The organism is Pseudomonas sp. SORGH_AS_0211, from assembly GCF_031453455.1.
GTDB classification, from domain to species: Bacteria; Pseudomonadota; Gammaproteobacteria; order Pseudomonadales; family Pseudomonadaceae; genus Chryseomonas; species Chryseomonas aestiva.
On the sequence record NZ_JAVIZV010000001.1, the window covers coordinates 4699477 to 4724671 of the forward strand.

General features: G+C 66.0%; 24 protein-coding genes. 11 read left to right on the forward strand and 13 right to left on the reverse strand.

What is annotated here, in order from left to right; genetic code table 11:
- Positions 1-43: 43 nt before the first annotated feature.
- A complete protein-coding gene (plsY, locus tag QE393_RS21755; RefSeq protein ID WP_273805765.1) occupies positions 44-613 on the reverse strand; it encodes a glycerol-3-phosphate 1-O-acyltransferase PlsY in 570 nt (189 codons plus the stop codon).
- A gap of 110 nt (positions 614-723) precedes the next feature.
- Between plsY and folB the strand changes: the two genes are divergently transcribed.
- Entirely contained in the window at positions 724-1077 is a 354-nt protein-coding gene (folB, locus tag QE393_RS21760; RefSeq protein WP_007159747.1) for a dihydroneopterin aldolase, read from the forward strand.
- On the forward strand, positions 1074-1607 hold the full coding sequence (folK, locus tag QE393_RS21765; RefSeq protein WP_310045582.1) for a 2-amino-4-hydroxy-6-hydroxymethyldihydropteridine diphosphokinase: 534 nt from the start codon (positions 1074-1076) through the stop codon (positions 1605-1607). Before folB ends, folK begins: the two co-directional genes overlap by 4 nt.
- An 85-nt stretch (positions 1608-1692) precedes the next feature.
- On the opposite strand, the gene QE393_RS21770 is transcribed toward folK, so the two are convergent.
- The 11 genes from QE393_RS21770 to QE393_RS21820 all read right to left on the reverse strand — a co-directional run bounded on the left by QE393_RS21770 (position 1693) and on the right by QE393_RS21820 (position 15768).
- On the reverse strand, positions 1693-2820 hold the full coding sequence (locus tag QE393_RS21770) for a multifunctional CCA tRNA nucleotidyl transferase/2'3'-cyclic phosphodiesterase/2'nucleotidase/phosphatase (protein ID WP_310045583.1): 1128 nt from the start codon (positions 2818-2820) through the stop codon (positions 1693-1695).
- 52 nt (positions 2821-2872) lie between these two features.
- Positions 2873-4414 (reverse strand): SpoVR family protein, encoded by a 1542-nt coding sequence (locus tag QE393_RS21775; protein WP_273805769.1) that lies wholly within the window; start codon positions 4412-4414, stop codon positions 2873-2875.
- On the reverse strand, positions 4411-5682 hold the full coding sequence (locus tag QE393_RS21780; protein ID WP_273805770.1) for a YeaH/YhbH family protein: 1272 nt from the start codon (positions 5680-5682) through the stop codon (positions 4411-4413). The genes QE393_RS21775 and QE393_RS21780 overlap by 4 nt, the downstream gene beginning before the upstream one ends.
- A gap of 76 nt (positions 5683-5758) precedes the next feature.
- Complete coding sequence (locus tag QE393_RS21785) at positions 5759-7681, reverse strand: PrkA family serine protein kinase (protein WP_133861950.1); 1923 nt, start codon at positions 7679-7681, stop codon at positions 5759-5761.
- A gap of 360 nt (positions 7682-8041) precedes the next feature.
- Positions 8042-8371, reverse strand: coding sequence for a thiosulfate sulfurtransferase GlpE (glpE, locus tag QE393_RS21790; protein WP_133861949.1), 330 nt, complete (start codon positions 8369-8371; stop codon positions 8042-8044).
- The gene (locus QE393_RS21795) at positions 8368-9189 is read right to left on the reverse strand and encodes a symmetrical bis(5'-nucleosyl)-tetraphosphatase (protein WP_310045584.1); all 822 of its coding nucleotides are present in this window, start codon (positions 9187-9189) and stop codon (positions 8368-8370) included. Before QE393_RS21795 ends, glpE begins: the two co-directional genes overlap by 4 nt.
- Positions 9190-9197: 8 nt before the next feature.
- Positions 9198-9584 (reverse strand): Co2+/Mg2+ efflux protein ApaG, encoded by a 387-nt coding sequence (apaG, locus tag QE393_RS21800; protein WP_280308395.1) that lies wholly within the window; start codon positions 9582-9584, stop codon positions 9198-9200.
- A 34-nt stretch (positions 9585-9618) separates the two neighbouring features.
- On the reverse strand, positions 9619-10410 hold the full coding sequence (gene rsmA, locus QE393_RS21805) for a 16S rRNA (adenine(1518)-N(6)/adenine(1519)-N(6))-dimethyltransferase RsmA (protein ID WP_310045585.1): 792 nt from the start codon (positions 10408-10410) through the stop codon (positions 9619-9621).
- A 231-nt stretch (positions 10411-10641) separates the two neighbouring features.
- The gene (gene pdxA / locus QE393_RS21810; protein WP_273805772.1) at positions 10642-11637 is read right to left on the reverse strand and encodes a 4-hydroxythreonine-4-phosphate dehydrogenase PdxA; all 996 of its coding nucleotides are present in this window, start codon (positions 11635-11637) and stop codon (positions 10642-10644) included.
- Between the two features lie 50 nt (positions 11638-11687).
- Complete coding sequence (locus QE393_RS21815) at positions 11688-12983, reverse strand: peptidylprolyl isomerase (protein ID WP_273805822.1); 1296 nt, start codon at positions 12981-12983, stop codon at positions 11688-11690.
- Positions 12964-15768 (reverse strand): LPS-assembly protein LptD, encoded by a 2805-nt coding sequence (locus QE393_RS21820; protein ID WP_273805773.1) that lies wholly within the window; start codon positions 15766-15768, stop codon positions 12964-12966. Before QE393_RS21820 ends, QE393_RS21815 begins: the two co-directional genes overlap by 20 nt.
- Positions 15769-15887: 119 nt before the next feature.
- Between QE393_RS21820 and QE393_RS21825 the strand changes: the two genes are divergently transcribed.
- From QE393_RS21825 to QE393_RS21835, 3 genes are read left to right on the forward strand one after another with little or no spacing between them, the layout of a single operon-like run.
- Positions 15888-16910 (forward strand): aminoglycoside phosphotransferase family protein, encoded by a 1023-nt coding sequence (locus QE393_RS21825; protein WP_273805774.1) that lies wholly within the window; start codon positions 15888-15890, stop codon positions 16908-16910.
- Complete coding sequence (murU, locus tag QE393_RS21830; protein WP_310045586.1) at positions 16907-17572, forward strand: N-acetylmuramate alpha-1-phosphate uridylyltransferase MurU; 666 nt, start codon at positions 16907-16909, stop codon at positions 17570-17572. Before QE393_RS21825 ends, murU begins: the two co-directional genes overlap by 4 nt.
- Complete coding sequence (locus QE393_RS21835) at positions 17569-18333, forward strand: DnaJ domain-containing protein (protein ID WP_310045587.1); 765 nt, start codon at positions 17569-17571, stop codon at positions 18331-18333. The genes murU and QE393_RS21835 overlap by 4 nt, the downstream gene beginning before the upstream one ends.
- Here the strand turns inward: QE393_RS21835 and QE393_RS21840 are convergent.
- A complete protein-coding gene (locus tag QE393_RS21840; RefSeq protein ID WP_273805777.1) occupies positions 18308-19318 on the reverse strand; it encodes a DUF3530 family protein in 1011 nt (336 codons plus the stop codon). The two genes, QE393_RS21835 and QE393_RS21840, sit on opposite strands and share 26 nt — an antisense overlap.
- A 138-nt stretch (positions 19319-19456) precedes the next feature.
- Between QE393_RS21840 and rpe the strand changes: the two genes are divergently transcribed.
- From rpe to trpC, 6 genes are all read left to right on the forward strand, one after another.
- Positions 19457-20134, forward strand: a complete 678-nt coding sequence (gene rpe, locus QE393_RS21845) for a ribulose-phosphate 3-epimerase (protein WP_273805778.1) — start codon at positions 19457-19459, stop codon at positions 20132-20134.
- Positions 20131-20811, forward strand: coding sequence for a phosphoglycolate phosphatase (locus QE393_RS21850; protein ID WP_310045588.1), 681 nt, complete (start codon positions 20131-20133; stop codon positions 20809-20811). The genes rpe and QE393_RS21850 overlap by 4 nt, the downstream gene beginning before the upstream one ends.
- A 242-nt stretch (positions 20812-21053) precedes the next feature.
- Positions 21054-22532 carry an anthranilate synthase component I gene (gene trpE / locus QE393_RS21855; RefSeq protein ID WP_310045589.1) on the forward strand — a complete coding sequence of 493 codons (1479 nt, stop codon included), beginning with the start codon at positions 21054-21056 and terminating at the stop codon, positions 22530-22532.
- 10 nt (positions 22533-22542) lie between these two features.
- Positions 22543-23136 carry an aminodeoxychorismate/anthranilate synthase component II gene (locus tag QE393_RS21860; protein ID WP_273805780.1) on the forward strand — a complete coding sequence of 198 codons (594 nt, stop codon included), beginning with the start codon at positions 22543-22545 and terminating at the stop codon, positions 23134-23136.
- A complete protein-coding gene (gene trpD / locus QE393_RS21865; protein ID WP_145154087.1) occupies positions 23137-24186 on the forward strand; it encodes an anthranilate phosphoribosyltransferase in 1050 nt (349 codons plus the stop codon).
- Positions 24183-25010, forward strand: coding sequence for an indole-3-glycerol phosphate synthase TrpC (gene trpC, locus QE393_RS21870; RefSeq protein WP_273805781.1), 828 nt, complete (start codon positions 24183-24185; stop codon positions 25008-25010). Before trpD ends, trpC begins: the two co-directional genes overlap by 4 nt.
- Positions 25011-25195 lie beyond the last annotated feature (185 nt).

Here is a 25195-nt window from a genome sequence, read left to right on the forward strand (position 1 = left end):
CGGGCGGAGGGCGTCGCTGGGTAATCCCCGGGCGACGCCAGGGTCAAAAATGACGCTCGGTGCCCTGGCGCAGGGCGCGCAGATTGTGTCGGTGGCGAATCAGGATGAGCAGGGCGAGCAGCAGCATGGGCGCCAGCAGATCCGGACGTTGCCAGGCGAACAGCGGCAGGATGCCCAGCACGGCGACCAGCGATGCCAGGGAGGCGATCCTCAGGCTGGCGAACACCGCAGCCCAGAGCACCAGCCCCAGCAGGGCCGCCGGCGGATAGAGGCCGAGCAGCAGCCCGGCCGCCGTGGCGACGCCCTTGCCACCGCGGAAATGGAAGTACAGCGGATAGAGGTGGCCGACTACGGCGGCCAGCCCGATCCAGGCCTGCTGCAGGGGTGAAAGCCCCAGCTGCTGGGCGATGAGCACGGGAATCAGGCTCTTGCTCAGGTCACCGGCCAGGGTCAGCAACGCCAGCTTGCGCCCGGCCAGGCGCAGCATGTTGCTGGCGCCGGGATTGCCGGAGCCGTCGTGACGCGGGTCGCGGGTGCCGAACAGGCGACTTAGCAGCACGGCGAAGGACAGCGAGCCCAGCAGATAGGCCAGCAGGAGCAGCAGCCAGAACATGGTAGGGTTCCGCGCCAGGAGAAGGCTCGATTCTACCGACAGCCCGCCGCCCGACGATAGGCCGGCGGCGACGATCACACAGAGCACGGCAAAGGTGCGAGGCAAAGGCAGTGGACAAGGTTTTCATCGAGGGACTCGAGGTCGACACCGTGATAGGGGTGTATGACTGGGAGCGTGACATCCGCCAGTGCCTGCGCATCGATCTCACCATGGGCTGGGATATCCGCGCGGCGGCGGCGAACGACGAACTCGAACACACCCTGAACTATGCGGCGGTGGCCGAGCGCATCACCGCCTTTGCCCACGAGACCGCCTTCGAACTGGTCGAGACCTTTGCCGAGCGCCTGGCTGCCCTGCTCCAGGCGGAATTCAAGTTGCCCTGGCTGCGCTTGCGCATCACCAAGCCCGGCGCGGTGCCGACCGCCCGCGGCGTGGGCGTGGAGATCGAGCGGGGGCAGGCGTGACCCGGGTCTATCTGGGACTGGGCAGCAATATCCAGCGCGAGCAGCACCTGGGCATGGCCCTGGACGAGCTCGCGACGCTGCTGACCGCCATGCAGTGCTCGCCGGTCTTCGAAAGCGAAGCGGTGGGTATCCGCAGCGCACCCTTCTTCAATCTGGTGGTGGCGGGTGACACGGCGCTCGATCCCATGGCCCTGAGTCAGAGACTCAAGGCCATCGAAACCCGCAGCGGTCGCTATGCGCCGGATCGCCAGGGCCTGCCGCTGGACATCGACATCCTGCTGCATGGCGACCTGACCGGCGAGTTCGCCGGCCTGACCCTGCCGCGCGCCGAGATCCTGCGCAATGCCTTCGTGCTCTGGCCGCTGGCCCTGCTGGCCGGCGAGCGTCGGCATCCGGACAACGGCCGCCGGCTCGATGAGTTGTGGCAAGAGATGCGCGGCCAGACCACCCAGGTGCTGCGGCCGGTGTCCTTCCGCTGGAAGGGCGTCGAGCTGACGCCGGAAGAGCTGGTCAGCGCCAACCTACGGTAGGTTGGGTTGACGCGGTTCTATCGTCGAAGCCCAAACTGAGGAGCGCTGGCTGGAGCTGTTGGGCTTCGCTGTGCTCAGCGCCAACCTACGAAAGCTGGGCCAGGGCGTCGATGCGTGCCTGCTTGAGCGCCTCGCCCAGGGCCGCACCCTTGAAGCCCCGGGCGACCAGGGGTTGGACCTCGACTCCACGCAACACCTCGGCCGCTCGACGCAGCAAGGCCAGCGGTGGCTCGCCCTGGTCGGTCCTGACCGCTGCCGCGCAGGCGCAGGCCTGGAGGAATTCCTCGAAGCGCGCCGGGCGGCGTAGCACATCGAAACCCTGCAACAGCTCGAACCAGGCTTCCGGCGTCAGCTGCCGGGCCTGCAGGGCCGTGGGCCAATGACACGCCAGCAGCAATGCCAGCTCGGCCGGATCACGCGGGACCTTGAGGCGCGCGTTGATGGCCGCGTGCTTCCCTTCCGGTACGTCCAGCAACAGGCAGGCCCAGCGTACGTTCAGCGAGGCCTGGACCTCGGCGCTCTGGCGCAGGGTGGCATAGACCCGGGCGCCCGGTTCGGGCTGCTCGCCAGCGAACCCAGCAGCCACCTCCGGCAGCAGCGCAGTCAGGGCGCCGCAGTCGTGCAGCACCCGAATGAAGACATCGGGCCGCTCTTCGAGCAGGGCGCGCGAAATTTCCTTCCACAACCGCTCGGCGGTCAGGGCATCCAGCTCGCCGCTGGCGACCATCTCCTGCATCAGCAGCAGCGTTTCGGGCGCCACCTGGAAACCCAGGCTGCAATAGCGGGCGGCGAAACGGGCCACGCGTAGCACGCGCAACGGATCTTCGGCGAAGGCGGGCGAGACGTGGCGCAACAGGCGCGCCTGAAGATCCGCGCGCCCGCCATAGGGGTCGATGACCTGGCCATCGTCGTCTTCGGCCATGGCATTGACGGTCAGGTCGCGACGGATCAGATCCTGCTCCAGGGTGACGTCGGGTGCGGCGTGAAAGGTGAAGCCACCATAGCCGCGCCCGCTCTTGCGTTCGGTACGGGCGAGGGCGTATTCCTCGCCGGTCCGGGGATGCAGGAACACCGGGAAGTCGGCGCCCACGGGACGATAACCCTGGGCAGCGAGGGCTTCGGCAGTGGCGCCCACCACGACCCAGTCGACTTCGGTCACCGGTCGGCTGAGCAGGCGATCGCGCACGGCGCCGCCCACCTTGTAGATTTGCATAGAAAAAGACCTCCTTGCGGAGGTCTAGGATAGCCCGAAAGCCCGGCTCGGCTCAGATCGGCGAAGCCAGATCCAGCCGTCGGTCATGGTCGCGGCTCTCGTGGCGGGGCGGAACCTGGAAGCTGTGCGTGACATCTTCGCCCCTCATGCTTTCCAGGCGGATATCGAACCCCCAGAGCCGGTGCAGGTGCTTGAGCACCTCGTCCGTGGAGTTGCCCAGCGGCTTGCGGTCATGCTGGAAATGGCGAAGGGTGAGCGAGCGATCGCCACGCCGGTCCACGTTCCAGATCTGCACATTGGGCTCGCGATTGCCCAGGTTGTACTGGGCGGCGAGTTGCTCGCGGATCAGACGATAGCCGCCGTCGTCGTGGATGGCCGCCACCTCCAGTTCGTCGCGCTGATCGTCATCGAGGATACTGAACAGCTTGAGGTCGCGGATCACCTTGGGCGAGAGGTACTGCAGGATGAAGCTTTCGTCCTTGAAGCTCTTCATGGCGAAGGTGACGGTGGCCAGCCAGTCGCTGCCGGCGATGTCGGGGAACCAGCGGCGGTCTTCTTCCGTAGGGTCCTCGCAGATGCGGCGGATGTCGCGGAACATGGCGAAGCCCAGGGTGTAGGGGTTGATGCCGCTGTAGTAGGGGCTGTCGAAGCCCGGCTGGTAGATCACCCCGGCGTGGGATTGCAGGAATTCGAACATGAAGCCTTCGGTGACCAGGCCCTCGTCGTAGAGATCATTGAGCAGGGTGTAGTGCCAGAAGGTGGCCCAGCCTTCGTTCATCACCTGGGTCTGGCGCTGGGGATAGAAGTACTGGGCGATCTTGCGCACGATGCGGATCACCTCGCGCTGCCAGGGCTCCAGCAGCGGCGCGTGCTTTTCCACGAAATAGAGGATGTTTTCCTGGGGTTCGCTGGGGAAGCGCGCCCCTTCGTCATGCAACTCCTTGCCGGCCATCTTGGGAATGGTCCGCCAGAGGTCGTTGACCTGGCGCTGCAACTGCTCTTCGCGCTCCTTCTGCCGCTGGCGTTCCTCGGCGGCGGAGATGGGGTAGGGCCGCTTGTAGCGATCCACCCCGTAGTTCATCAGCGCATGGCAGGAATCCAGCAGCTCTTCCACGGCATCGATGCCATGGCGCTCCTCGCACTGGGTGATGTACTGCTTGGCGAACACCAGGTAGTCGATGATGGAGCTGGCATCGGTCCAGGTGCGGAACAGGTAGTTGCCCTTGAAGAAGCTGTTGTGACCGTAGCAGGCATGGGCGATCACCAGCGCCTGCATGGTCATGGTGTTCTCTTCCATGAGATAGGCGATGCAGGGATCGGAGTTGATCACGATCTCGTAGGCCAATCCCATCTGGCCGCGGCTGTAGTGCTTCTCGGTGTGCAGGAAGTGTTTGCCGTAGGACCAGTGGTTGTAGCCGATGGGCATGCCGACGGAGGCATAGGCATCCATCATCTGCTCGGCGGTGATCACCTCGATCTGGTTGGGGTAGGTATCCAGCGCATAGCGCTTGGCGATCCGGGCGATCTCCCGGTCGTAGGTCTGGATCAGCTCGAAGGTCCATTCCGAGCCGGTGGAAATGGGCTCACGTTTCATGACACGAGTCTCCGCTGAAACAGTTCGCGGAACACGGGATAGATATCCCCCGCCGAGACGATCTGCTGCTGCGAGAAGGAATCCGGGAAGGCGCCGCGGACGTTCTCGTATTCGTACCACAGCGCCTGGTGCTCGCGCGGGGTGATCTCCACATAGGTGTAATACTGCATGAACGGCAGGATCTGCTTGGTCAGGATCTCCCGGCAGATGGGCGAGTCATCGTTCCAGTTGTCGCCGTCGGAGGCCTGGGCGGCATAGAGATTCCACTCGTTGACCGGATAGCGCTCGGCCATGACCTCCTGCATCAGCTTGAGGGCGCTGGAGACGATGGTGCCGCCGGTCTCCCGGGAGTAGAAGAACTCTTCCTCGTCCACTTCCTTGGCGCTGGTGTGGTGCCGGATGAACACCACCTCGATGCGCTCGTAGTTCCGCTTGAGAAACAGGTAGAGCAGGATGTAGAAACGCTTGGCGATGTCCTTGGTGGCCTGGGTCATGGACCCGGAGACGTCCATCAGGCAGAACATCACCGCCTTGGAGCTGGGGCTGGGCTGCTTTGACAGCAGGTTGTACTTGAGGTCGAAGGTGTCGAGGAAAGGCACCTTGTCGATGCGCGCGCGCAGCCGCTCGATCTCGGCTTCCAGCGCCTGGATGTCGCCCAGGTTGTCGGGCTCTTCCACCCGCAGCCGCGCCAGCTCCGCCCTGGCTTCGCGCAGCTTGCTGCGACTGCCGCCGGAGAGGGCGATGCGCCGCGCATGGGAGGCGCGCAGGGTGCGGATGATGTTGATGCGGGCGGGATTACCCTCGTTGCTGATGCCGGCACGGACCGTCTTGAAGGTGTCGGTACCGGTCAGCTGCTTCTTGACCAGGTTGGGCAGCTCCAGGTCCTCGAACATGAAGTCGAGGAATTCGTCCTGGGTGATCTGGAAGGCGAATTCGTCCATGCCTTCGCCACTGTTGCTGGCCTTGCCCTGGCCCTGACCACCGCCACCCCCCTGGGGGCGCGGGATGCGTTCGCCGCTGATGAATTCCTTGTTGCCCGGGTGGACGATGGTCTGGCGCCCGCCCTTGCCTTGGTACAGCGCGGGCTCGTCGATGTCGCGGGCAGGAATGCTGATCTGCTCGCCGTGTTCCATGTCGGTGATGGAGCGCCGACTCACGGCTTCCTCGACCGCCTTCTTGATGTGCTCACGATAACGCCGCAGGAAACGCGTGCGGTTCACCGTGCTCTTGTTCTTGCCGTTTAGACGCCGGTCGATGACATAGCTCATACAGGCCCTCCGGGCTATTGCAGGACACCGCGACGACGCGGCTGGCGCGTCGTCGCGGGTTCAGCCTCAGGCTGCCTTACTGCGACTTGCGTACCCGTGAATACCACTCGGACAGCAGTCGTACCTGCTTCTCGGTGTACCCGCGCTCCACCATGCGGGTCACGAAGTCGCTGTGCTTCTGCTGGTCTTCCTTGCTGGCCTTGGCATTGAAGCTAATGACCGGCAGGAGCTCCTCGGTGTTGGAGAACATCTTCTTCTCGATCACCGCGCGCAGCTTCTCGTAGGACAGCCAGCTCGGATTCTTACCGTTATTGTTGGCACGGGCGCGCAACACGAAGTTGACGATCTCGTTGCGGAAATCCTTTGGATTGCTGATGCCCGCCGGTTTCTCGATCTTCTCCAGTTCCTCGTTGAGCGAGGCACGGTTGAGGATCTCGCCGGTTTCCGGATCGCGGTATTCCTGATCCTGGATCCAGAAGTCCGCGTAGAGCACGTAGCGGTCGAAGATGTTCTGGCCGTATTCGCTGTAGGACTCGAGGTAGGCGGTCTGGATCTCCTTGCCGATGAATTCCACGTAGCGCGGCGCCAGGTATTCCTTGATGAATCTCATGTAGCGCTCGCGGGTCTCGGCCGGAAACTGCTCGGCTTCGATCTGCTGTTCCAGCACATAGAGCAGGTGCACCGGGTTGGCCGCGATCTCGTTGGCGTCGAAGTTGAACACCCGCGAGAGGATCTTGAAGGCGAAGCGGGTGGAGAGCCCGTTCATGCCCTCGTCGACGCCGGCGCTGTCGCGGTATTCCTGGATCGACTTGGCCTTGGGATCGGTATCCTTGAGGTTTTCGCCGTCGTAGACGCGCATCTTCGAATAGATGTTGGAGTTTTCCGGTTCCTTGAGGCGCGACAGCACCGAGAACTGGGCCAGCATCTTCAGGGTGTCCGGCGCGCAATGGGCGTTGGCCAGGGAGCTGTTGACCAGCAGCTTGTCGTAGATGTGGATCTCGTCGGAGACGCGCAGGCAGTAGGGCACCTTGACGATGTAGATCCGGTCGATGAAGGCTTCGTTGTTCTTGTTGTTGCGGAAGGTGTGCCACTCGGATTCGTTGGAGTGGGCCAGAATGATGCCGCTGTAGGGCAGGGCGCCGAGGCCCTCGGTGCTGTTGTAGTTGCCTTCCTGGGTCGCGGTCAGCAGGGGGTGGAGGACCTTGATCGGGGCCTTGAACATCTCCACGAATTCCATCAGGCCCTGGTTCGCGCGGCACAGGGCGCCGGAGTAGCTGTAGGCATCCGCATCGTTCTGCGGGTACTCCTCCAGCTTGCGGATGTCCACCTTGCCCACCAGGGCGGAGATGTCCTGGTTGTTCTCGTCGCCCGGCTCGGTCTTGGCGATGGCGATCTGGTTGAGGATGGAGGGGTAGAGCTTGACCACCCGGAACTTGCTGATGTCGCCGCCGAATTCCTGCAGCCGCTTGGCCGCCCAGGGCGACATGATGCTGCGCAGGTAGTGGCGGGGAATGCCGTAGTCCTCTTCGAGGATCTGGCCGTCCTCGTCGGGATTGAACAGCCCCAGGGGCGATTCGAACACCGGCGAGCCCTTGATGGCGTAGAAGGGGACCTTCTCGATCAGGTGCTTGAGTTTTTCCGCGAGGGACGACTTGCCGCCACCCACCGGGCCGAGCAGATAGAGGATCTGCTTCTTTTCTTCCAGGCCCTGCGCCGCATGGCGGAAGTAGGACACGATCTGCTCGATGCAGTCCTCCATGCCATGGAAGTCGGCAAAGGCGGGGTAGCGGCGGATGACCTTGTTGGAAAAGATGCGGGACAGGCGTGAATCACTGGTGGTGTCCACCAGTTCGGGTTCGCCGATGGCCATGAGCATGCGCTCGGCGGCACTGGCAAAGGCGGTACGATCCTTCTTGCAGATCTCAAGGTATTCCTGAAGGGAATACTCTTCCTGGCGAGTCGCTTCAAAACGCCCCTGGAAGTGACTGAAAATGCTCATGACGTCTCCTCGCTGGATACCCTGGACCAGCTTGGAATCGATGCCTGGAGCCTTGCCTTGCTGCCGGTGGGGAGCGGTCATGCCGGGCGACGAAAGATAACGTCTCTAATACCTTCGTTGTCGTCTTGCCTAATCGATCCGCCTGCAGAAGTAGGGTTGGGTTTCGAGAGACGCACGAAGGAGACCGATGGAAACGGTCCCCCTGGAATTCCCCCGAATCTCCAGTGGTTACACCGATGGTCCAAAGCCGGTTATCGAACCCGCCGTTTCCGGAGGGCCTGATTCCAGAATAGTCCTATCTGCGAGATGTGGAAGAGCCAATTCGGTTTATTCTTGTAACCACAACGTCAAGCCGTTGTGTTAAACGGCCTCGCCACTTTCGGTCTGCTCGGGATAGCGGGTGCGCCAGTTTTCGAAGCCGCCGTCGACGCTGTAGACCTGGCTGAAGCCCTGGCCGGCCAGAAAGGCCGCCGCGCTCTGGCTGGAGTGGCCGTGGTAGCAGAACACCAGCAGCGGTGCGTCGAGATCGGCGGCGGCGATGAAGTCGTGGATGTTCTGGTTGTCGAGGCGCTGGGCGCCGGCGACGTGCAGGGTGGCGTAGCTGTGCGGATCGCGGATGTCGACGATCCGCGCACCCTCGCTGCGCAGTTCCAGCGCCCGTTCGGGGGAGATACAGGTGAATTCGCTCATTTCTTCTCCTTGCAACTGCAGAGATGACGGCGGTTGCCGTCGACGTCGAGCAGGGTCATGTCGCCGCCCCAGACGCAGCCGCTGTCGAGCGCCTCGACATTGGGCGCCGCGCAGCGACCCTTGAGCGCGGCCCAGTGGCCGAACAGGATGCGCACGTCGCGGGTCAGCCGATGATCGTGGCTGAACCAGGGGGCGAAACCGGCCGGCGCGCTGTCCAGGCCTTCCTTGCTCTTGAATTCCAGACGACCTTCCGGGCTGCAGAATCTCATGCGCGTCAGGTAGTTGGTGATCAGGCGCAGGCGCTCCTGGCCCTGCAGCTCATCTTGCCAGAGCGCCGGCTCGTTGCCATACATCTGCTCGAGAAAGGGCACATGGGCCTGGTCATCGCGCAACACGGCTTCCACTTCGCCAGCCAGGCTCATGGCCTGGGCCAGCATCCATTGCGGCGGCAGACCGGCGTGGACCAGTACGCAGTTGCGCCCGGCATCGTGCTGAATCAGCGGCAGGTGGCGCAGCCAATGTAGCAACTCGTCGCGGTCGGGTGCGGCGAGGATGTCGCTCAGGGTGTCCTGTTTCTTCAGCCTGGCGCCGCCGAAGGCCACCGCCAGCAGGTGCAGGTCGTGATTGCCCAGGACGCTGACCAGCGAATCGCGCATCCCGTACAGGTATCTCAGGGTTTCCAGGGACTGAGGTCCGCGGTTGACCAGATCACCCACCAGCCAGAGGCGGTCCTGCGCGGGATCGAAGCGGACCTCGTCGAGGAGGCATTTGAGCGGGTCGAGGCAACCTTGCAGGTCGCCAACGGCGTACAGCGTCATCGGGACTCCTAGTGCAGCGAGCCGGGTACGGCCAGGCGGAAGGTGGGGATGGTGGCCTCGAAGGTATGGCCATCGCTGGCGACCATCTGGTAGCTGCCCCTCATGCTGCCCACCTGGGTCGGCATCAGGGTGCCGCTGGAATAGCTGTGGGTTTCGCCCGGCGCGATCAGCGGCTGCTCGCCCACCACGCCCGGGCCGCGCACTTCCTGCGCCTCGCCATTGCCGTCGGTGATGATCCAGTGGCGGCTGAGCAGCTGCGCCGGCAGCTGGCCGTCATTGCGGATGCTCACGTCGTAGGCGAAAGCGTAGCGCTCCTGGCTGGCGCTGGATTGTTCGGGCAGGTAGCGGGTGGTGACCTGCACGGTGATGAGGTAGCGCGGATCGGGCTCGGTCACGAAAGGATTCTCGGCAGATACGGATGGAAGGGCTTCAGCTGGACGCCAGCTGGTTGGCCAGGCGCACATAGGCGGCCAGGTCCAGCTGCTCCGGACGCAGCCCCGGGTCGACGTCGGCGGCTTCGATGGCGGCGCTGTCCAGGGTGCCCTTGAGGGTGTTCCTGAGGGTCTTGCGCCGCTGGCCGAAGGCCTCGCGGACGACGCGCTCGAGCAGCACCGGATCACGCGCCACATGGGGGCGCTCGGTGTGGGGCACCAGGCGCACGATGGCAGAATCTACCTTGGGCGGCGGATTGAAGGCGCCCGGACCGACGTTGAACAGATGCTCCACGCGGCAGTGGTACTGCACCATGATCGACAGCCGACCCCAGTCGCCATTGCCGGGCACCGCGGCCAGGCGTTCCACCACTTCCTTCTGCAGCATGAAGTGCATGTCGGCGATGATGTTGGCGAAGCTGAGCAGATGGAAGATCAGCGGTGTGGAGATGTTGTAGGGCAGGTTGCCCACTACCCGCAGCCGATCGCCGGCGGCGATGCTGGAGAGGTCGTACTTCATGGCGTCACCCTGATGCAGGGTGAACAGCGGATTGAGGCCGAACTTGAGTCGGAGCAGGGGAATCAGGTCCTGGTCCAGCTCGATGACGTCGAGCCGGGCGCCACTGCCGAGCAGGCCTTCGGTCAGGGCGCCCTGGCCCGGCCCGATTTCCAGCAGGCGCTCGCCGGGTCGCCCGTGGATGGCGCGCAGGATGCGGTGGATCACCCCGGCGTCGTGCAGGAAGTTCTGGCCGAACCTCTTGCGGGCGCGGTGTTGGTAGAGCTCGGTCATCAGGTGCTCCGGCGCAGGCAGCGGGCCTGCGATTTCAAGACGGCAAAGACCCACCAGTTTAGCAGACCCTTTACCGTCACCGGAGCGCTTAGCGCCTGTTCATAACCTGCTGCGCGTCGGCCAAACTGCGTTGAAAAGACCTGCGGAGTGCTCATTTACCATGCGTAAACTCCGCTTCCCCAGGGCTTTTCGCCTCGTTTGGCTCTCGCTCGCGAGGTTATGAATAGCCGCTTAGGTCACCGAACGGCGATGGGCCGCCATGCTGTAGGCAGTCTCCAGGGCGACCTTCAGACTGCCGGTATCGATGCGCCCGCTGCCGGCCAGGTCGAGGGCCGTGCCATGATCGACCGAGGTGCGGATGATCGGCAGGCCCAGGGTCACGTTGACCGCGGCGCCGAAACCCTTGTGCTTGAGCACCGGCAGGCCCTGGTCGTGGTACATGGCCAGGACCGCGTCGCAGTGCTCGAGGTGCTTGGGCGTGAAGAGGGTGTCGGCGGGCAGCGGCCCGATGAGGTCGAGGCCTTCGGCACGCAGGCTGTCCAGCGCCGGCTCGATGATCTCGATCTCTTCACGGCCCAGGTGACCGCCTTCGCCGGCGTGGGGATTGAGACCGCAGACCAGGATGCGCGGCCGGGCCACACCGAAGTAGCGCTGCAGATCGCCATGCAGGATGCGGGTCACGTCCAGCAGGGTCTGGCGATCGATGGCATCGGCCACCTCGCGCAGTGGCAGATGGGTGGTGACCAGGGCCACTCTCAGGCCGGCGGTCGCCAGCAGCATCACCACCTGGGAAGTGTGGGTCAGCTCGGCGAGAAATTCGGTGTGGCCGGAAAAGGCCACGCCACCGTCGTTGATCACGCCCTTGTGCACCGGCGCGGTGATCATTCCGGCAAAGGTGTCGTCGAGACAGCCCTGGCCGGCGCGGGTCAGGGTGTCCAGGACATAGGCGGCATTGGCGGTATCGAGCTGGCCGGTCACCACCGGGGCACCCAGCGGGGTATCCCAGACATAGAGCGCACCGGCGGGTGCCGGGCGGTCGGGCCAGGCCGCGGGAGCGACCTCGATGAGGTCGATGGCGAGTCCCAGCTCGATCGCGCGAGCGGCCAGGAGGTCACGGCTGGCGATGGCGATCAGGGCGTGGGGCTGGGCCACGCGGGCCAGCAGCAGGCAGAGGTCGGGACCGATGCCGGCGGGCTCACCGGGGGTCAGGGCGAAGCGCAGGGCCATGGCGGGCTCCGGAAACAGGAAGGCCGCAGGGGGTGCCTGCGGCCTTGCGGTTACTGCTTGATCTCGACGTAGGCTTCGTCGCGGATCTGGCGCAACCAGGTCTGCAGTTCCTGGTCGTACTTGCGGCTACGCAGGAGATTCAATGCCTGCTGCTCGCGCGCCTGCTGGGTGTTGTCGGTGGCCCGACGGCCCAGGACTTCCAGGATGTGCCAGCCGAAGGCGGTGCGGAACGGCTGCGACAGCTGGTTGACCGGCGAGTTGTTCATCACCTCGCGGAATTCCGGGACCAGGGATTCCGGATTGATCCAGCCCAGGTCGCCGCCATTGAGTGCCGAGCCCGGGTCTTCCGAGAAGCTCTTGGCCAGGGTGGCGAAGCTCTCGCCGTTCTGGATGCGCTCGCGCAGGCGCGCGGCGAGGCGCTGGGTTTCGGCATCGCTGCGCACGGCATTGGGCTTGAGCAGGATGTGCCGGACGTGCACCTCGTCGACGATACTGGCCTCGCCGCCGCGCTTCTCCTCCACCTTGAGGATCACGAAGCCGCCGGGTACGCGCACCGGCTGGGTGATGCCGCCGACGCCGACGCTGCCGATCAGGCGGTCGAAGGGCGGGGGCAGCTGGGCGGCCTTGCGCCAGCCGATCTCGCCGCCGTCGAGGGCGTTGTCACCGGCCGAGCGGGCGATGGCCAGCTGGTTGAAGTCGGCGCCCTGGCGCAGCTGGTTGTAGGTGTCCTGGGCCTGGCGCGCGGCGGCGTCGAGACCGGCGGTGCCGGCGTTGTCCGCCACCGGGATCAGGATGTTGGCCAGGCGATACTCTTCGGACAGCTGCAGCTTGCCCAGGTCCGAGGCGAGGAAGTTCTGCACCTCCTGCTGGGTGACCTGCACGCGCTGACCGACCTGACGCTGACGCACCCGGCTGATCATCATCTCGCGGCGGACCTGCTCGCGGGCGGCGTCGTAGGAGAGACCGTCGCGGGCCAGGGCCTGGCGGAAGTCGGCCACGCTCAGGCCATTGCGCTGAGCGATGGTGGCCACGGCCTGGTTGAGTTCCTCGTCGGAGATCTTCACGCCCATGCGCCCGGCCAGCTGCATCTGGATGTCTTCCAGGATCAGCCGTTCGAGCACCTGCTGGCGCAGCTCGCTTTCCGGCGGCGCCGCGGCACCGCGGCGGGTGATGTTCTGCTTGACCTCGTTGAGTCGCTGATCGAGCTGGCTCTGCATGACCACGTCGTTGTCGACGATGGCCACGACCTTATCCAGCGGAACCACGGCAGCCTGAGCCAGAGGGGAGAGAGCGAGCGCCGCGCCCAGGGCGAGCGGGCGCAGGGCGTTACATAGCTTGGTCTTCACGTTCACGATAGCCTTGAATGCCTCTGTCCAGGAAGCCTTCGGTCTTGCCGCCGAAGACGTTGCCAAGTCCCTTGAGCACGATCTGCAGGAAGATCCCGCGATCGGCTTCGGAACTCTGGGCGGTGTAGAAGACGTCGTCTTCGCTCTTGAGCCAGTAGCGGCTGATCAGGCGCAGCTTCCAGCAGCAGTTGTCGTATTCGAAGCCACCGAAGGCTTCGAGGGTACGGCTCTTGTTGTAGTCGAACTGCCAGCGGGCAATCGCGGACCACTGGGGCACGATCGGCCAGATGAAGGAGATGTCATGCTGGTCGACCTTGTAGTCGTCGCTGTTGTAGGTGAAGCGGCCGAAGTTCGGATCGAACACCCGGACGTTGTCACGATAGCGATAGCCGACGTTGAGGATCTTGCCCGGCTCGGCTTCCGGCTGGTAGTGGAACATGACGCTGCCGGAGTCCGTCTGGTGCAGGGTCGGATCCCAGTTGAATTCGCCGTTCACGCGCCAGTCGCGGTTGAAGCGATACATGCCGGCCAGGGCATAGGGCGAGCGCGAGGTGGTGGCCTGGGGATTGTCGATGTTCTGCCCCAGGCTGCGGGCGTAGGCCAGGTCGTCCTTGGTCAGGCCGGGCAGCTGCACTTCGCGGTCGCGGAAGTAGAACAGCTGGCCGAAGCTCACGTTGGCGCGCTCGAAGCCGTTGGGCTCGATGAAGCGGCTGGTGGCACCCAGGGCCAGCTGGTTGGCGTCGCCGATGCGGTCGCGACCGGTGAAGCGGTTGTCGCGCCACAGCGAGCTGTAGCTGAAGGTGTATTCGCCAGTATCGAACACCGGCAGATCGTCCTGGTCGCGGTTGGGTACGTAGAGGTACTTGGCGCGGGGTTCCAGGGTCTGCTTGCCGCCTTCGCCGAACAGATTCGAGGTGCGGTCGAAGTAGAGGCCGCTGTCGAGGCTGAAGATCGGCACCGAGCGGGTCGGGCTGTCGTTGAAGCTGGTCACGCTGGAACCGGCCGCGGCACGACGGCTACCGCCGACCAGCGGCGAGTTCAGGTCGTTCTGGCCGGTGCTGTCCAGATCCAGGTCGTAGCGGGTGTAGGCATAGCGCAGCGACGGCGTCAGGAAGCCCCAGGACGCGGTCATCGGACGGGCAATGCCCGGCTCGACGTGGTAGCGATTGCCTTCGGCGCGGGTCAGGCCGAACAGGTTGACGTCCGGGCGGTTGCGCACGTTGGTGCGGTTGCCGTTGTCGTCCAGGTCGAAGTAGGTGTTGTCGTCGAAGCTGCGGGTGAAGCGCACCGCCTCGGTGTCGTAGGTGAAGTCCAGGCCGCCCGGGTTGTAGGGCAGGGCGCCGCTCAGGGTCAGCTGCGGCAGGCGGTTGTAGGGCGTCACGTCGGAGACGGTAGCCAGCTGATAGGCCTGGGCGTTGAGGCCGGCGACGAAGGTATCGCCACGGTAGGTCAGGCGACCCTGCTGGTTGACGTAGGTCGGCTTGTTGATGCCGAGGTCGGTGTCCAGGTCCTGGAAGTAGTAGGGGTCGCTGATGCGGGTGTAGTCCACCTCGGCCATCAGGCGCGAATCGAGGCCGCTGCGATTCTTCCAGCCGTACAGCCAGCGGTTGTCGGTGGCTTCCGGTTCGCCCTCGTGCTCCGGGTCGGTGTCCTTGAGGTAGGAGCCGTAGACCTCGCCTTCGCTGCTGCGGGTCAGGTAGCGGAAGTCGCCCTCGGTCTGCAGGCCGTGCTTGGCCATGTAGCGCGGATAGAGGGTGGCGTCGTAGTTGGGCGCCAGGTTGAAGTAGTAGGGCGTGGTGATCGCGAAGCCGGTGTCGCTGGAGGTACTGATCGAGGGCGCCAGGAAACCGGACTGCCGACGGTCGTCGATCGGGAAATAGATGAACGGCGTATAGAGGACCGGGATGTCCTTGACCCGCAGCGTGGCGTTGGTCGCGTAGCCGAGGCCTGTGGCCGGGTTCAGGGTGACGGTGTTGCCCTTGACCTGCCAGGCGTTGCTGCCCGGTTCGCAGGTGGTGTAGGTACCATCCTTGAGGCGGATGATGGCGTCGTCGCCGCGCTTGGCGTAGAGCGCGCTGCCGCGGGCGCGGCTCTGGTGCATGACGAATTCGGCGTTGTCGACCTGGACCTGGCCGTTGTCCAGCTGCAGATCGGCCTTGTCGCCGACCATCAGCAGGCCGTTGTCGCGGAATTTGACGTTGCCCTTGAGTTCGCCGCGGTTTTCCAGCTGATGCAGGTTGGCTTCCTGGGATTCCACCTGCATGCCGCCCTGGCGCAGCACCACGTCACCGGCCAGGGTGGCGACCTGCTGCTCCTGCTCGTAGCGCGAGGCCTTGGCGGAGATGTAGGTCGGGGCCTTGGCGGTCGGGGTGTCGTCGTACATGCCCGGACGCTGCGGCTCGACATAGGCACCACTGCAATAGGGACCGGTCTCGGCCAACTGGGCCGGGGTCAACTGGTCGCGCGGGACCCAGTCCAGGTGACTGTAGTCGGCGCTGCGGGACTTCAGGGCGCGGCCCTTGCTCTCGGTCACCAGCACGGCAGCGTCGCCCTTGCGCGCGGCAGGTTCGGCGGCGACACCCTGAGTTTCGCCCTTGCTGGGACGGGGTGGGATGGCCGCGGTCGGTGCCTGGGTATTGCACGACCAGCCACCGCCGGCTCCGGCGCTACAGCTGAACTGCTCGGCGGGGGCGGCGATAAGGGCGGTGACGGGCTGCATGGCGAGCAGGCTGCCGGTTACCAAGAGGGGAAATTTTCTGCGAAACGCGGGGGTTTTCACGGCCATCCTTAAAGTCGTCCTGCACGCCGGCCATTAAGGGGCCGCGGCCTCTCGATGGGCTCAAAAAGATAGCGGATAATAAAACATGACCTGCGCATCGGCTAGGGCCGAGGGATCCGCTGTAAATGACTGAAGATGTTCGCTTAAACCAGATAGAAGACTGGCTGACCACCGTTTTACCGGAAATTTTCCGGGAGCAGGCCTGGGGCGAGGTGCCCAAGGGTAGCCTGACCGCGGCCAGCAGCGATGCCAGCTTTCGCCGTTATTTCCGCTGGGCGGGCGAGGGCCGCAGCCTGATCGTGATGGATGCGCCGCCGCCGCAGGAGGACTGCCGTCCGTTCGTCCGGGTGGCCGCGCTGCTGGCTGAAGCCGGGGTCCATGTCCCGCGCATCCTGGCCCAGGATCTGGAGCGGGGATTCCTGCTGCTGAGCGATCTCGGCACCCTGACCTACCTGGAGGTGATCAATGCGGCCAATGCCGGCGATTATTTCCAGGCGGCCATCGAGGCCTTGCTGGCTTTCCAGGACAAGCAACCGACGAACGGCAGCCTGCCGCTCTACGACAGGGCTCTGCTCGCCCGCGAGCTGAGCCTGTTTCCGGAGTGGTACGTGGGTCGCGAACTGGACACGACCTTCAGCGCCAGTCAGCTCGAACGCTGGCAGGCCGTCTGCGACCGGCTGATCGACAGCGCCCTGGCGCAACCCCAGGTGCTGGTGCACCGGGACTTCATGCCGCGCAACCTGATGCTCAGCACGCCCAATCCGGGCGTGCTGGACTTCCAGGATGCGGTCATCGGACCGGTGACCTATGACATCACCAGCCTGTTCAAGGATGCCTTCCTCAGCTGGCCCGAGCCGCTGGTGCAGCGCTGGCTGCTGGGCTACTGGGAGCAGGCACGGGCCGCCGGCATCCCGGTGCAGGCCGACTTCGCCGATTTCCAGCGCGCCTCGGATCTGATGGGCGTGCAGCGCCACCTCAAGGTGATGGGCATCTTCGCCCGCATCTGGCATCGCGATGGCAAGCCGCGCTACGTCGCCGACACCCCGCGCTTCCTTGCCTACATCCGCACCGTGGTGGCGCGGCGATCGGAGCTGGCTGACTTGGGCGCGCTGCTGGACGAGCTGCACGCTGAGCGAGCCGACGCATGAAGGCCATGATCCTGGCGGCGGGCAAGGGCGAGCGGATGCGACCGCTGACGCTGAGCCTGCCCAAGCCGCTGATCGAGGTGAACGGTCGGCCGCTGATCGAGCATCACATCCGGGCGCTGGCGGCGGCAGGCATTACCGAGCTGGTGATCAATCACGCCTGGCTGGGCGCCCAGCTGGAAGCCGCCCTGGGCGATGGCAGCCAATTAGGGGTCACCATCCGCTTCTCTGCCGAAGGGGAGCCGCTGGAGACCGGGGGCGGGATCTTTCGCGCGTTGCCGCTGCTGGGCAGTGCGCCCTTCGTACTGGTCAACGGCGATATCCGCACCGATTTCGCCTTCGGCACCCTGGCCCTGCCAGCCGGTTGCCTGGCGCACCTGGTGCTGGCCGCCAATCCGCTGCATCACCCGGGCGGCGACTTCGGTCTGGTGGGCGGGCGGATCACCCTGGATGCCCCGGAAAAGCTCACCTACAGCGGTATCGCCGTGCTGCATCCGCAGCTGTTCGCCGAGCGCACGGCCGGGGCCTTCAAGCTGGTGGACGTGTTGCGCCCCGCCATTGCCGCCGGACAGGTCTCGGGCCAGGGGCTGGACGGTCGCTGGGTGGACGTAGGCACCCTGGAGCGCCTGGCGGAAGCGGAGCGGCTGTTCGGGACGGCTTCTTGAAAGTCTGGTTCTGGCCGCTGACGGTGCTGGGCTTCCTGGCCGGCTGGGCCGTGGCCAGCATTCCCGGCGCGCTACTGGTGGCGCTGCTCGCCCATGCCGGCGAGCGCCAGCTGGGGCTGACTTCCCTCGCGGGCTGGAAGGCGCGCTGGCAGGGGCGCCCCGGGCGCTTCGAGCATCAGGCGCAATTCCAGATGCTCGGTCGCCTGGCCAAGCGCGGCGGCCGGGTGCTGACGGCCCACATCCGCCAGGCCGAAGGTGAGATCGAGCGCCTGGGGCTGGGCGCCGACGACCGCAAGAAAGCCATCGCCGCCTTCGAGCAGGGCAAGGGCGGCACCCTGCCGTCGACGACCGACCTGCAGCGTCTCAGCGAGCGCAGCGAGAGCATCCTGCGCGCCTGCTGGCGCATGGTCTGGATCAGCGGCAGCGTGCGCCCCGGCGATCGCGACGAGATCCTCGGCTGGGGGCAGGCGATGGGCCTGGCCGAAGCCCAGGTGCTGGCCCTGCAGCCGCCGGTGCAGGCGGCGCCGCGCCAGCCTAGCGGCGAGGAGAAGTATCGCAAGGCGCTGCAATTGCTCGGCGTTACCGATGACGCCGACGCCGCCACGGTCAAGCAGGCCTATCGGCGGCTGCTCTCCCGCCACCACCCCGACAAGAAGGCCGGTGCCGGAGCGGGCCAGCCGGCGGTCTATGCCGCTGCCCAGCGTACCGCCGAGCTGCATGCCGCCTACCAGGTGATCAAGAGGCGGCGGGGCTTCCGCTAGCGGCCGGTGGCAGGCGATCCAGCCAGGCGCGCAGCCGGCGGACGGTCTGCTCCTGCTCCGCGGCGCGGTCGCCGGGAATCACCGGCAGGTCGATCTGCCGATAGCTCTTGTTGGCCTTTTGCGCCGCGCGCTCCTTGCGCCGTTGGGCGGCCGGTCCGGGTGCATGGACCAGGTCGGCGATCTGCAGATCGGTCTTGCCCATGGTGGCGTCCAGCCGCGGCGGCAGCCCCTGGGGCTCGCGACCGTCGATGAGCACCAGTTGCCTGACCTCGGCCGGTTCCTTTTCCGCCAGATAGCGCGCGGCCCAATAGGCGCCGGTGCCGTGGCCAACCAGTACGATGGGGTTGGCGCCCTGTTGCAGTGCCAGGTCGATGCCAGCGGCGATGCGGGCCAGCACCTGGGTGGCCTGGGCATTGGCCGCGGCTTCGGGATCGACCGGCGCGACCGCCGCCTGGGCCGGTTCGCCGCTGCCGGCTTCGGCCTGGGTCGGGGCGGCGGGCGCCGTGCCGCTGCCACCGGTTACCGGCGGTGCCGTCTGCTCGCTGTTGGCCTGGGCGTCGGTGTCCGCCGGGGCGGTATCGCGTTCGATCGCCACCACCGGGTCATAGGGGTCGGGCAGGCTCAGACTGATGGTCTGCCAGCCAAAGGTGGGCAACTGCTGGCGCACGGGCGCCACGACATTGGGCCAGTCGGCCGATTCGCCGTCGCCCGGCACCAGCACCACCGTCCCGCTGGCCTTGGCCCGGGCGGCGGGCACCAGCAGGGCAAGAAAGGACTCGTCGCCGGCCTGCAGGGTCTTCTGCTGCTCGGCGGGCAACTGCCGCATCAGCGCCTGCTGCTGCTCCTGACTGCGCGTCAACGCTGGCGCCAGGGCGGCGGGAGCCGCAGGCGGTTCCGGCGCCGGGGTGGGCGCTTCTTCGGCACGCACCGGGGCGGCGAGGCCGAGCAGGAGGAGGCAGAGCGGCAGCAGGGCGGGCGACGACATCGACGGGAATCCTCGACAGGGGCACGGTTGACCCTGGCGAGCCTACCGCCGTTCGCCCCGTCGGGGCAGCGGGAACGCCCGAGCCGCAGACGGATCTCCGTTACAATGCCGCTCCTCAACCTTCGCCGAGGCTATCCCATGCAACCCTTCGCCATCGCCCCTTCGATCCTGTCCGCCGATTTCGCCCGCCTGGGCGAGGAAGTCGACAAGGTCCTCGCCGCCGGTGCCGACATGGTCCATTTCGACGTGATGGACAACCACTATGTGCCCAACCTCACCATCGGTCCCATGGTCTGCAAGGCGCTGCGCAACTACGGGGTGACCGCGCCCATCGACGTGCACCTGATGGTCAAGCCGGTGGATCGCATCATCGGCGACTTCATCGAAGCCGGCGCCACCGACATCACCTTCCACCCCGAGGCTTCCGAGCACATCGACCGCTCGCTGCAGCTGATCAAGGATGGCGGCTGCCGGGCCGGCCTGGTGTTCAATCCGGCCACCTCGCTGGACGTGCTCAAGTACGTGATGGACAAGGTCGACATGGTGCTGCTGATGAGCGTCAACCCCGGCTTCGGCGGCCAGAAATTCATTCCCGGCACCCTGGACAAGTTGCGCGAGGCGCGCGCCCTGATCGATGCCTCCGGCCGGCCGATCCGGCTGGAGATCGATGGCGGGGTCAACGTCAAGAACATTGGCGAGATCGCCCGCGCGGGTGCCGACACCTTCGTCGCCGGCTCGGCCATCTTCGGCCAGGCGGACTACGCCGCGGTGATCCAGGCGATGCGCGCCGAGCTGGCCAAGGCCCGCTCGGTATGAGCGCCCTGGTACGGCTCGGCGGCGGGCATCCGCCCGCCCTGGTGATGTTCGACCTCGACGGCACGCTGCTGGATTCCGCGCCCGATCTCGCCGTGGCAGTGGACGCCATGCTCGAACGCCTGGACCGCGCGCCGGCGGGGCTGGACAAGGTGCGGCTGTGGATCGGCAACGGCGCCCGGGTGCTGGTGCGCCGCGCGCTGGCCGATGACATGCAGCACGACGCCGTGGACGAGGCCGCCGCCGACCAGGCGCTGGCGCTGTTCATGGAGCTCTATGGCGGCAGCCACGCCCTGACCCGCGTCTATCCGGGGGTGCTGGACAGCCTGGCGTTGCTGCGCACCCTGGGCGTGCGGCTGGCGGTGATCACCAACAAGCCGGAGCGCTTCGTCGCGCCGCTCTTGGCCGACATGGGCCTGGGCGATTTCGACTGGATCGTCGGCGGGGATACCCTGCCGCAGCAGAAGCCCGATCCTGCCGGATTGCTCCATGTGCTGGCGCAGGCCAATGTGCCCGCCAAGCGCGCGCTGTTCATCGGCGATTCGCGCAACGACATCCGCGCCGCCCGCGCCGCCGGGGTGCGCTGCGTGGCCCTGAGCTATGGCTACAACCATGGCGAGCCCATCGCCAACGAGCAGCCGGATCTGGTCGTCGACGATCTGCGCGAGCTGTTCATCTAGCACACCGAGGTGGCCGGCCGGTTGCCATGCCGCGCCGGCTAGGCTAACGTGACCCTTCAACCCCCGCCTCAAGAGCAAGAGATCGCATCGTGGTGGTCACCCGCACAGGCTCCTCGCGAGCATGGATGAAAGTCATCAAGGCCCTGGCCCGTTGGCGCTGGCGCGCCTGATTTCGTCCTGGCCGGTATCTGACCGGCGCGCTGTGCACCCGACCTTTCGTTTTCTTCGCCACGAGGCTGATCATGACCCGCGACGATTTCCTGCGCCTGGCCGCTCAAGGCTATAACCGCATTCCCCTGGCCTTCGAAACCCTGGCCGACTTCGATACCCCCCTGTCCATCTACCTGAAGCTGGCCGACGGCCCCAATTCCTATCTCCTGGAATCGGTGCAGGGCGGCGAGAAATGGGGGCGTTACTCCATCATCGGTCTGCCGTGCAGCCGTGTCCTGCGCGTTCATGGTCATCGCGTGGTGGTCAGCGAGGCCGGTCGCGAGGTCGAGGTGATCGAGCACTGCGACGATCCCCTGGCCTTCGTCGAAGCCTTCAAGGCGCGCTATCGCGTGCCGACGCTGGATGGCCTGCCACGCTTCAACGGTGGCCTGGTGGGCTACTTCGGCTACGACAGCGTGCGTTACGTGGAGCGGCGCCTGGCGGCCTGCCCCAATCCCGATCCGCTGGGTACGCCCGACATCCTGCTGATGGTGTCCGATGCCGTGGTGGTGTTCGACAACCTGGCGGGCAAGATCCACGCGATCGTACTGGCCGATCCGGACGAGGCCGACGCCTTCGGCGTCGCCCAGGCGCGCTTGGCCGACATCCTCGACCGCCTGCGCCAGCCCATCGTGCCGCGCCGCGGCCTGGATCTCGCCGCCCCGGCCGGTCCGGAGCCGAGCTTTCGTTCCAGCTTCAGTCGCGAGGATTTCGAAGGCGCGGTGCAGCGTATCAAGGACTACATCCTGGCCGGCGACTGCATGCAGGTGGTGCCCTCGCAGCGCATGTCCATCGCCTTCCAGGCGGCGCCCATCGATCTCTATCGGGCACTGCGCTGCTTCAACCCCACGCCCTACATGTATTTCTTCAACTTCGGCGACTTCCATGTGGTGGGCAGTTCGCCCGAGGTTCTGGTGCGGGTGGAGGACGGCGAGATCACCGTGCGCCCCATCGCCGGGACCCGTCCGCGCGGCGCCACCGAAGAAGCCGATCTGGCCTTGGAGCGCGATCTGCTGGCCGATGCCAAGGAGCTGGCCGAGCACCTGATGCTGATCGACCTGGGCCGCAACGACGTGGGCCGGGTCTCCACCACCGGCAGCGTGACCCTGACCGAGAAGATGGTCATCGAGCGCTATTCCAACGTGATGCACATCGTCAGCAACGTCACCGGTCGGCTCAAGCCCGAGCTCTCCGCCATGGACGCCCTGCGCGCCATCCTGCCGGCCGGGACCCTGTCCGGGGCGCCGAAGATCCGCGCCATGGAGATCATCGACGAACTGGAGCCGGTCAAGCGGGGCATCTACGGCGGCGCCGTGGGCTACCTCGCCTGGAACGGCAACATGGACACCGCCATCGCCATCCGCACCGCGGTGATCAAGGACGGCGAACTGCACGTGCAGGCCGGGGCAGGGATCGTCGCCGACTCGGTACCGGCGCTGGAGTGGGAGGAGACCCTCAACAAGCGTCGCGCCATGTTCCGCGCCGTCACCCTTGCCGAACAGTCCGTCTGAGGAATCCACCATGCTGCTGATGCTCGATAACTACGATTCCTTCACCTACAACCTGGTGCAGTACCTGGGCGAGCTGGGGGCCGAGGTCAAGGTGGTGCGCAACGACGAGCTGCCGGTCGAGGCGCTCGAAGACCTGGCGCCGGAGCGCATCGTCGTCTCTCCCGGTCCCTGCACGCCCAACGAGGCGGGCATCTCCCTGGCCACCCTGGAGCGCTTCGCCGGCAAGCTGCCGGTGCTGGGCGTCTGCCTGGGGCACCAGAGCCTGGGCCAGGCCTTTGGCGGCGAGGTGGTCCGGGCCCGCGAGCCGATGCACGGCAAGACCAGCCCGGTCTACCACAACGGCCAGGGCGTCTTCGCCGGCCTGCCCAATCCCGTCACCGTGACCCGCTATCACTCGCTGGTGGTCAAGCGCGAGACCCTGCCCGAGTGCCTGGAGATCACCGCCTGGACCCAGCATCCGGACGGCAGCATGGACGAGATCATGGGCCTGCGGCACCGCGAATTCATGATCGAGGGGGTGCAGTTCCATCCCGAATCCATCCTCACCGAACATGGCCATGACCTGCTGGCCAACTTTCTCCAGCAGCAGGGAGGGCGTCGCTAGATGGACATCAAGCAGGCCCTGAATCGCATCAGCGGGCAACTCGACCTCAACGTGGCCGAGATGCAGGCGGTGATGCGCCAGATCATGACCGGTGGCGCCGACGAGGCGCAGATCGGTGCCTTCCTCATGGGCATGCGCATCAAGAGCGAGACCATCGACGAGATCTGCGGCGCGGTCAGCGTGATGCGCGAGCTGGCCACCCCGGTGGTGCTGCCGACCCTCGATCACGTGGTCGACGTGGTCGGTACCGGCGGCGATGGCGCCAATATCTTCAACGTTTCCTCGGCCTCGGTGTTCGTGGTCGCGGCGGCGGGCGGCAAGGTCGCCAAGCACGGCAATCGCGCGGTGTCCGGCAAGAGCGGCAGTGCCGATCTGCTAGAGGCCGCCGGTATCTACCTGGAGCTGACTCCGGCGCAGATCGCCCGCTGCGTCGAGCAGGTGGGCGTCGGCTTCATGTTCGCCCAGTCGCACCACAGCGCCATGCGTCACGCCGCCGGGCCGCGCCGCTCGCTGGGGCTGCGCACCCTGTTCAACATGCTCGGTCCCCTGACCAATCCGGCCGGTGTCCGGCACCAGGTGGTCGGGGTGTTCAGTGCCGCGCTGTGCCGGCCGTTGGCCGAGGTGCTGCAGCGCCTGGGCAGCCACCACGTGCTGGTGGTGCACTCCCGCGACGGCCTGGACGAATTCAGCCTGGCCGCGGCGACCCAGGTCGCCGAACTCAAGGACGGCAGCATCAGCGAATACCAAGTGCTGCCGGAGGATCTGGGTATCAAGAGCCAGACCCTGGTCGGCCTCACCGTGGACGGCCCCGAGGCCTCCCTGGCGCTGATCCGCGACGCCCTCGGCCGACGCAAGACCGAGGCCGGGCAAAAGGCCGCTGACATGATCGTGCTCAACGCCGGCGCGGCGCTCTACGCCGCGGATCTCGCCCACAGCCTGCATGAAGGGGTACTCTTGGCCCACGATGCGCTCTACAGCGGCCTGGCCCGGGAAAAGCTGGACGAGCTCGCCCATTTCACATCCGTCTATCGCGAGGAGGGTCGCCCGTGAGTGTGCCAACCGTGTTGCAGAAGATCCTGGCCCGCAAGGCCGAGGAGATCGCCCAGCTCAAGGCCCGGACCAGCCTGGCCGAACTCGAGGCCCAGGCCCGTGCCGCCGACGCCCCGCGCGGCTTCGCCCGCGCCCTGCAGGCCCAGGTGGCGCGCAAGGAGGCAGCAATCATCGCCGAGGTGAAGAAGGCCTCGCCGAGCAAGGGCGTGATCCGTGAACACTTCGTGCCGGCCGAGATCGCCCACAGTTACGCCCTGGGCGGGGCCACCTGCCTGAGCGTGCTGACCGACGTGGACTTCTTCCAGGGTGGCAACACCTATCTGCAGCAGGCGCGCGCCGCCTGCCAGCTGCCGGTGATCCGCAAGGACTTCCTCATCGACCCCATCCAGGTGGTGGAAGCCCGGGCCATCGGTGCCGACTGCATCCTGCTGATCGTCGCCGCGCTGGACGACGGCCTGATGGGCGAACTGGCCGCCACGGCCAGGGACGTCGGCCTGGACGTGCTGGTCGAGGTGCATGATGGTGCGGAGCTGGAGCGCGCCCTGACGGTGCTGGATACCCCGCTGGTGGGGGTCAACAACCGCAACCTGCACACCTTCGAGGTCAGCCTGGAAACCACTCTCGATCTCTTGCCGCGTATCCCCCAGGATCGCCTGGTGATCACCGAGAGCGGCATCCTCAATCGTGCCGACGTGGAGCTGATGGAGATCAACGAGGTGCGCGCCTTCCTGGTCGGCGAAGCCTTCATGCGCGCCGACGAACCGGGTCAGGAGCTGCAGCGTCTGTTCTTCCCGGATCGCCGCTTCCCGCTCAGAGACGCCTGAGGCGTCGGTCGTGCGCGCAAGGCCCCGGGGATAACCCCGGGGCTTTTTTCTTTCCGCAGGGTGATCCACGTCGACTCGCGCCCACCCCGGGCGGCGGGAACGACCTCCGTGTGCCCGCTGCCGACGCAGGGCTTTGTTTCCATGGGAATAAACCCGGTTAATGGCCTCCGACTCGCTGAACCGTG

Excerpts from the sequence above, each read along its gene's own strand:
- plsY (WP_273805765.1), bottom strand. The coding sequence starts at position 613 with ATGTTCTGGCTGCTGCTCCTGCTGGCCTATCTGCTGGGCTCGCTGTCC.
- QE393_RS21770 (WP_310045583.1), bottom strand. The coding sequence starts at position 2,820 with ATGCAAATCTACAAGGTGGGCGGCGCCGTGCGCGATCGCCTGCTCAGC.
- QE393_RS21775 (WP_273805769.1), bottom strand. The coding sequence starts at position 4,414 with ATGAAACGTGAGCCCATTTCCACCGGCTCGGAATGGACCTTCGAGCTG.
- QE393_RS21780 (WP_273805770.1), bottom strand. The coding sequence starts at position 5,682 with ATGAGCTATGTCATCGACCGGCGTCTAAACGGCAAGAACAAGAGCACG.
- QE393_RS21785 (WP_133861950.1), bottom strand. The coding sequence starts at position 7,681 with ATGAGCATTTTCAGTCACTTCCAGGGGCGTTTTGAAGCGACTCGCCAG.
- glpE (WP_133861949.1), bottom strand. The coding sequence starts at position 8,371 with ATGAGCGAATTCACCTGTATCTCCCCCGAACGGGCGCTGGAACTGCGC.
- QE393_RS21795 (WP_310045584.1), bottom strand. The coding sequence starts at position 9,189 with ATGACGCTGTACGCCGTTGGCGACCTGCAAGGTTGCCTCGACCCGCTC.
- rsmA (WP_310045585.1), bottom strand. The coding sequence starts at position 10,410 with ATGACCGAGCTCTACCAACACCGCGCCCGCAAGAGGTTCGGCCAGAAC.
- pdxA (WP_273805772.1), bottom strand. The coding sequence starts at position 11,637 with ATGGCCCTGCGCTTCGCCCTGACCCCCGGTGAGCCCGCCGGCATCGGT.
- QE393_RS21820 (WP_273805773.1), bottom strand. The coding sequence starts at position 15,768 with ATGGCCGTGAAAACCCCCGCGTTTCGCAGAAAATTTCCCCTCTTGGTA.
- QE393_RS21825 (WP_273805774.1), top strand. The coding sequence starts at position 15,888 with ATGACTGAAGATGTTCGCTTAAACCAGATAGAAGACTGGCTGACCACC.
- murU (WP_310045586.1), top strand. The coding sequence starts at position 16,907 with ATGAAGGCCATGATCCTGGCGGCGGGCAAGGGCGAGCGGATGCGACCG.
- QE393_RS21840 (WP_273805777.1), bottom strand. The coding sequence starts at position 19,318 with ATGTCGTCGCCCGCCCTGCTGCCGCTCTGCCTCCTCCTGCTCGGCCTC.
- rpe (WP_273805778.1), top strand. The coding sequence starts at position 19,457 with ATGCAACCCTTCGCCATCGCCCCTTCGATCCTGTCCGCCGATTTCGCC.
- QE393_RS21850 (WP_310045588.1), top strand. The coding sequence starts at position 20,131 with ATGAGCGCCCTGGTACGGCTCGGCGGCGGGCATCCGCCCGCCCTGGTG.
- trpE (WP_310045589.1), top strand. The coding sequence starts at position 21,054 with ATGACCCGCGACGATTTCCTGCGCCTGGCCGCTCAAGGCTATAACCGC.
- QE393_RS21860 (WP_273805780.1), top strand. The coding sequence starts at position 22,543 with ATGCTGCTGATGCTCGATAACTACGATTCCTTCACCTACAACCTGGTG.
- trpD (WP_145154087.1), top strand. The coding sequence starts at position 23,137 with ATGGACATCAAGCAGGCCCTGAATCGCATCAGCGGGCAACTCGACCTC.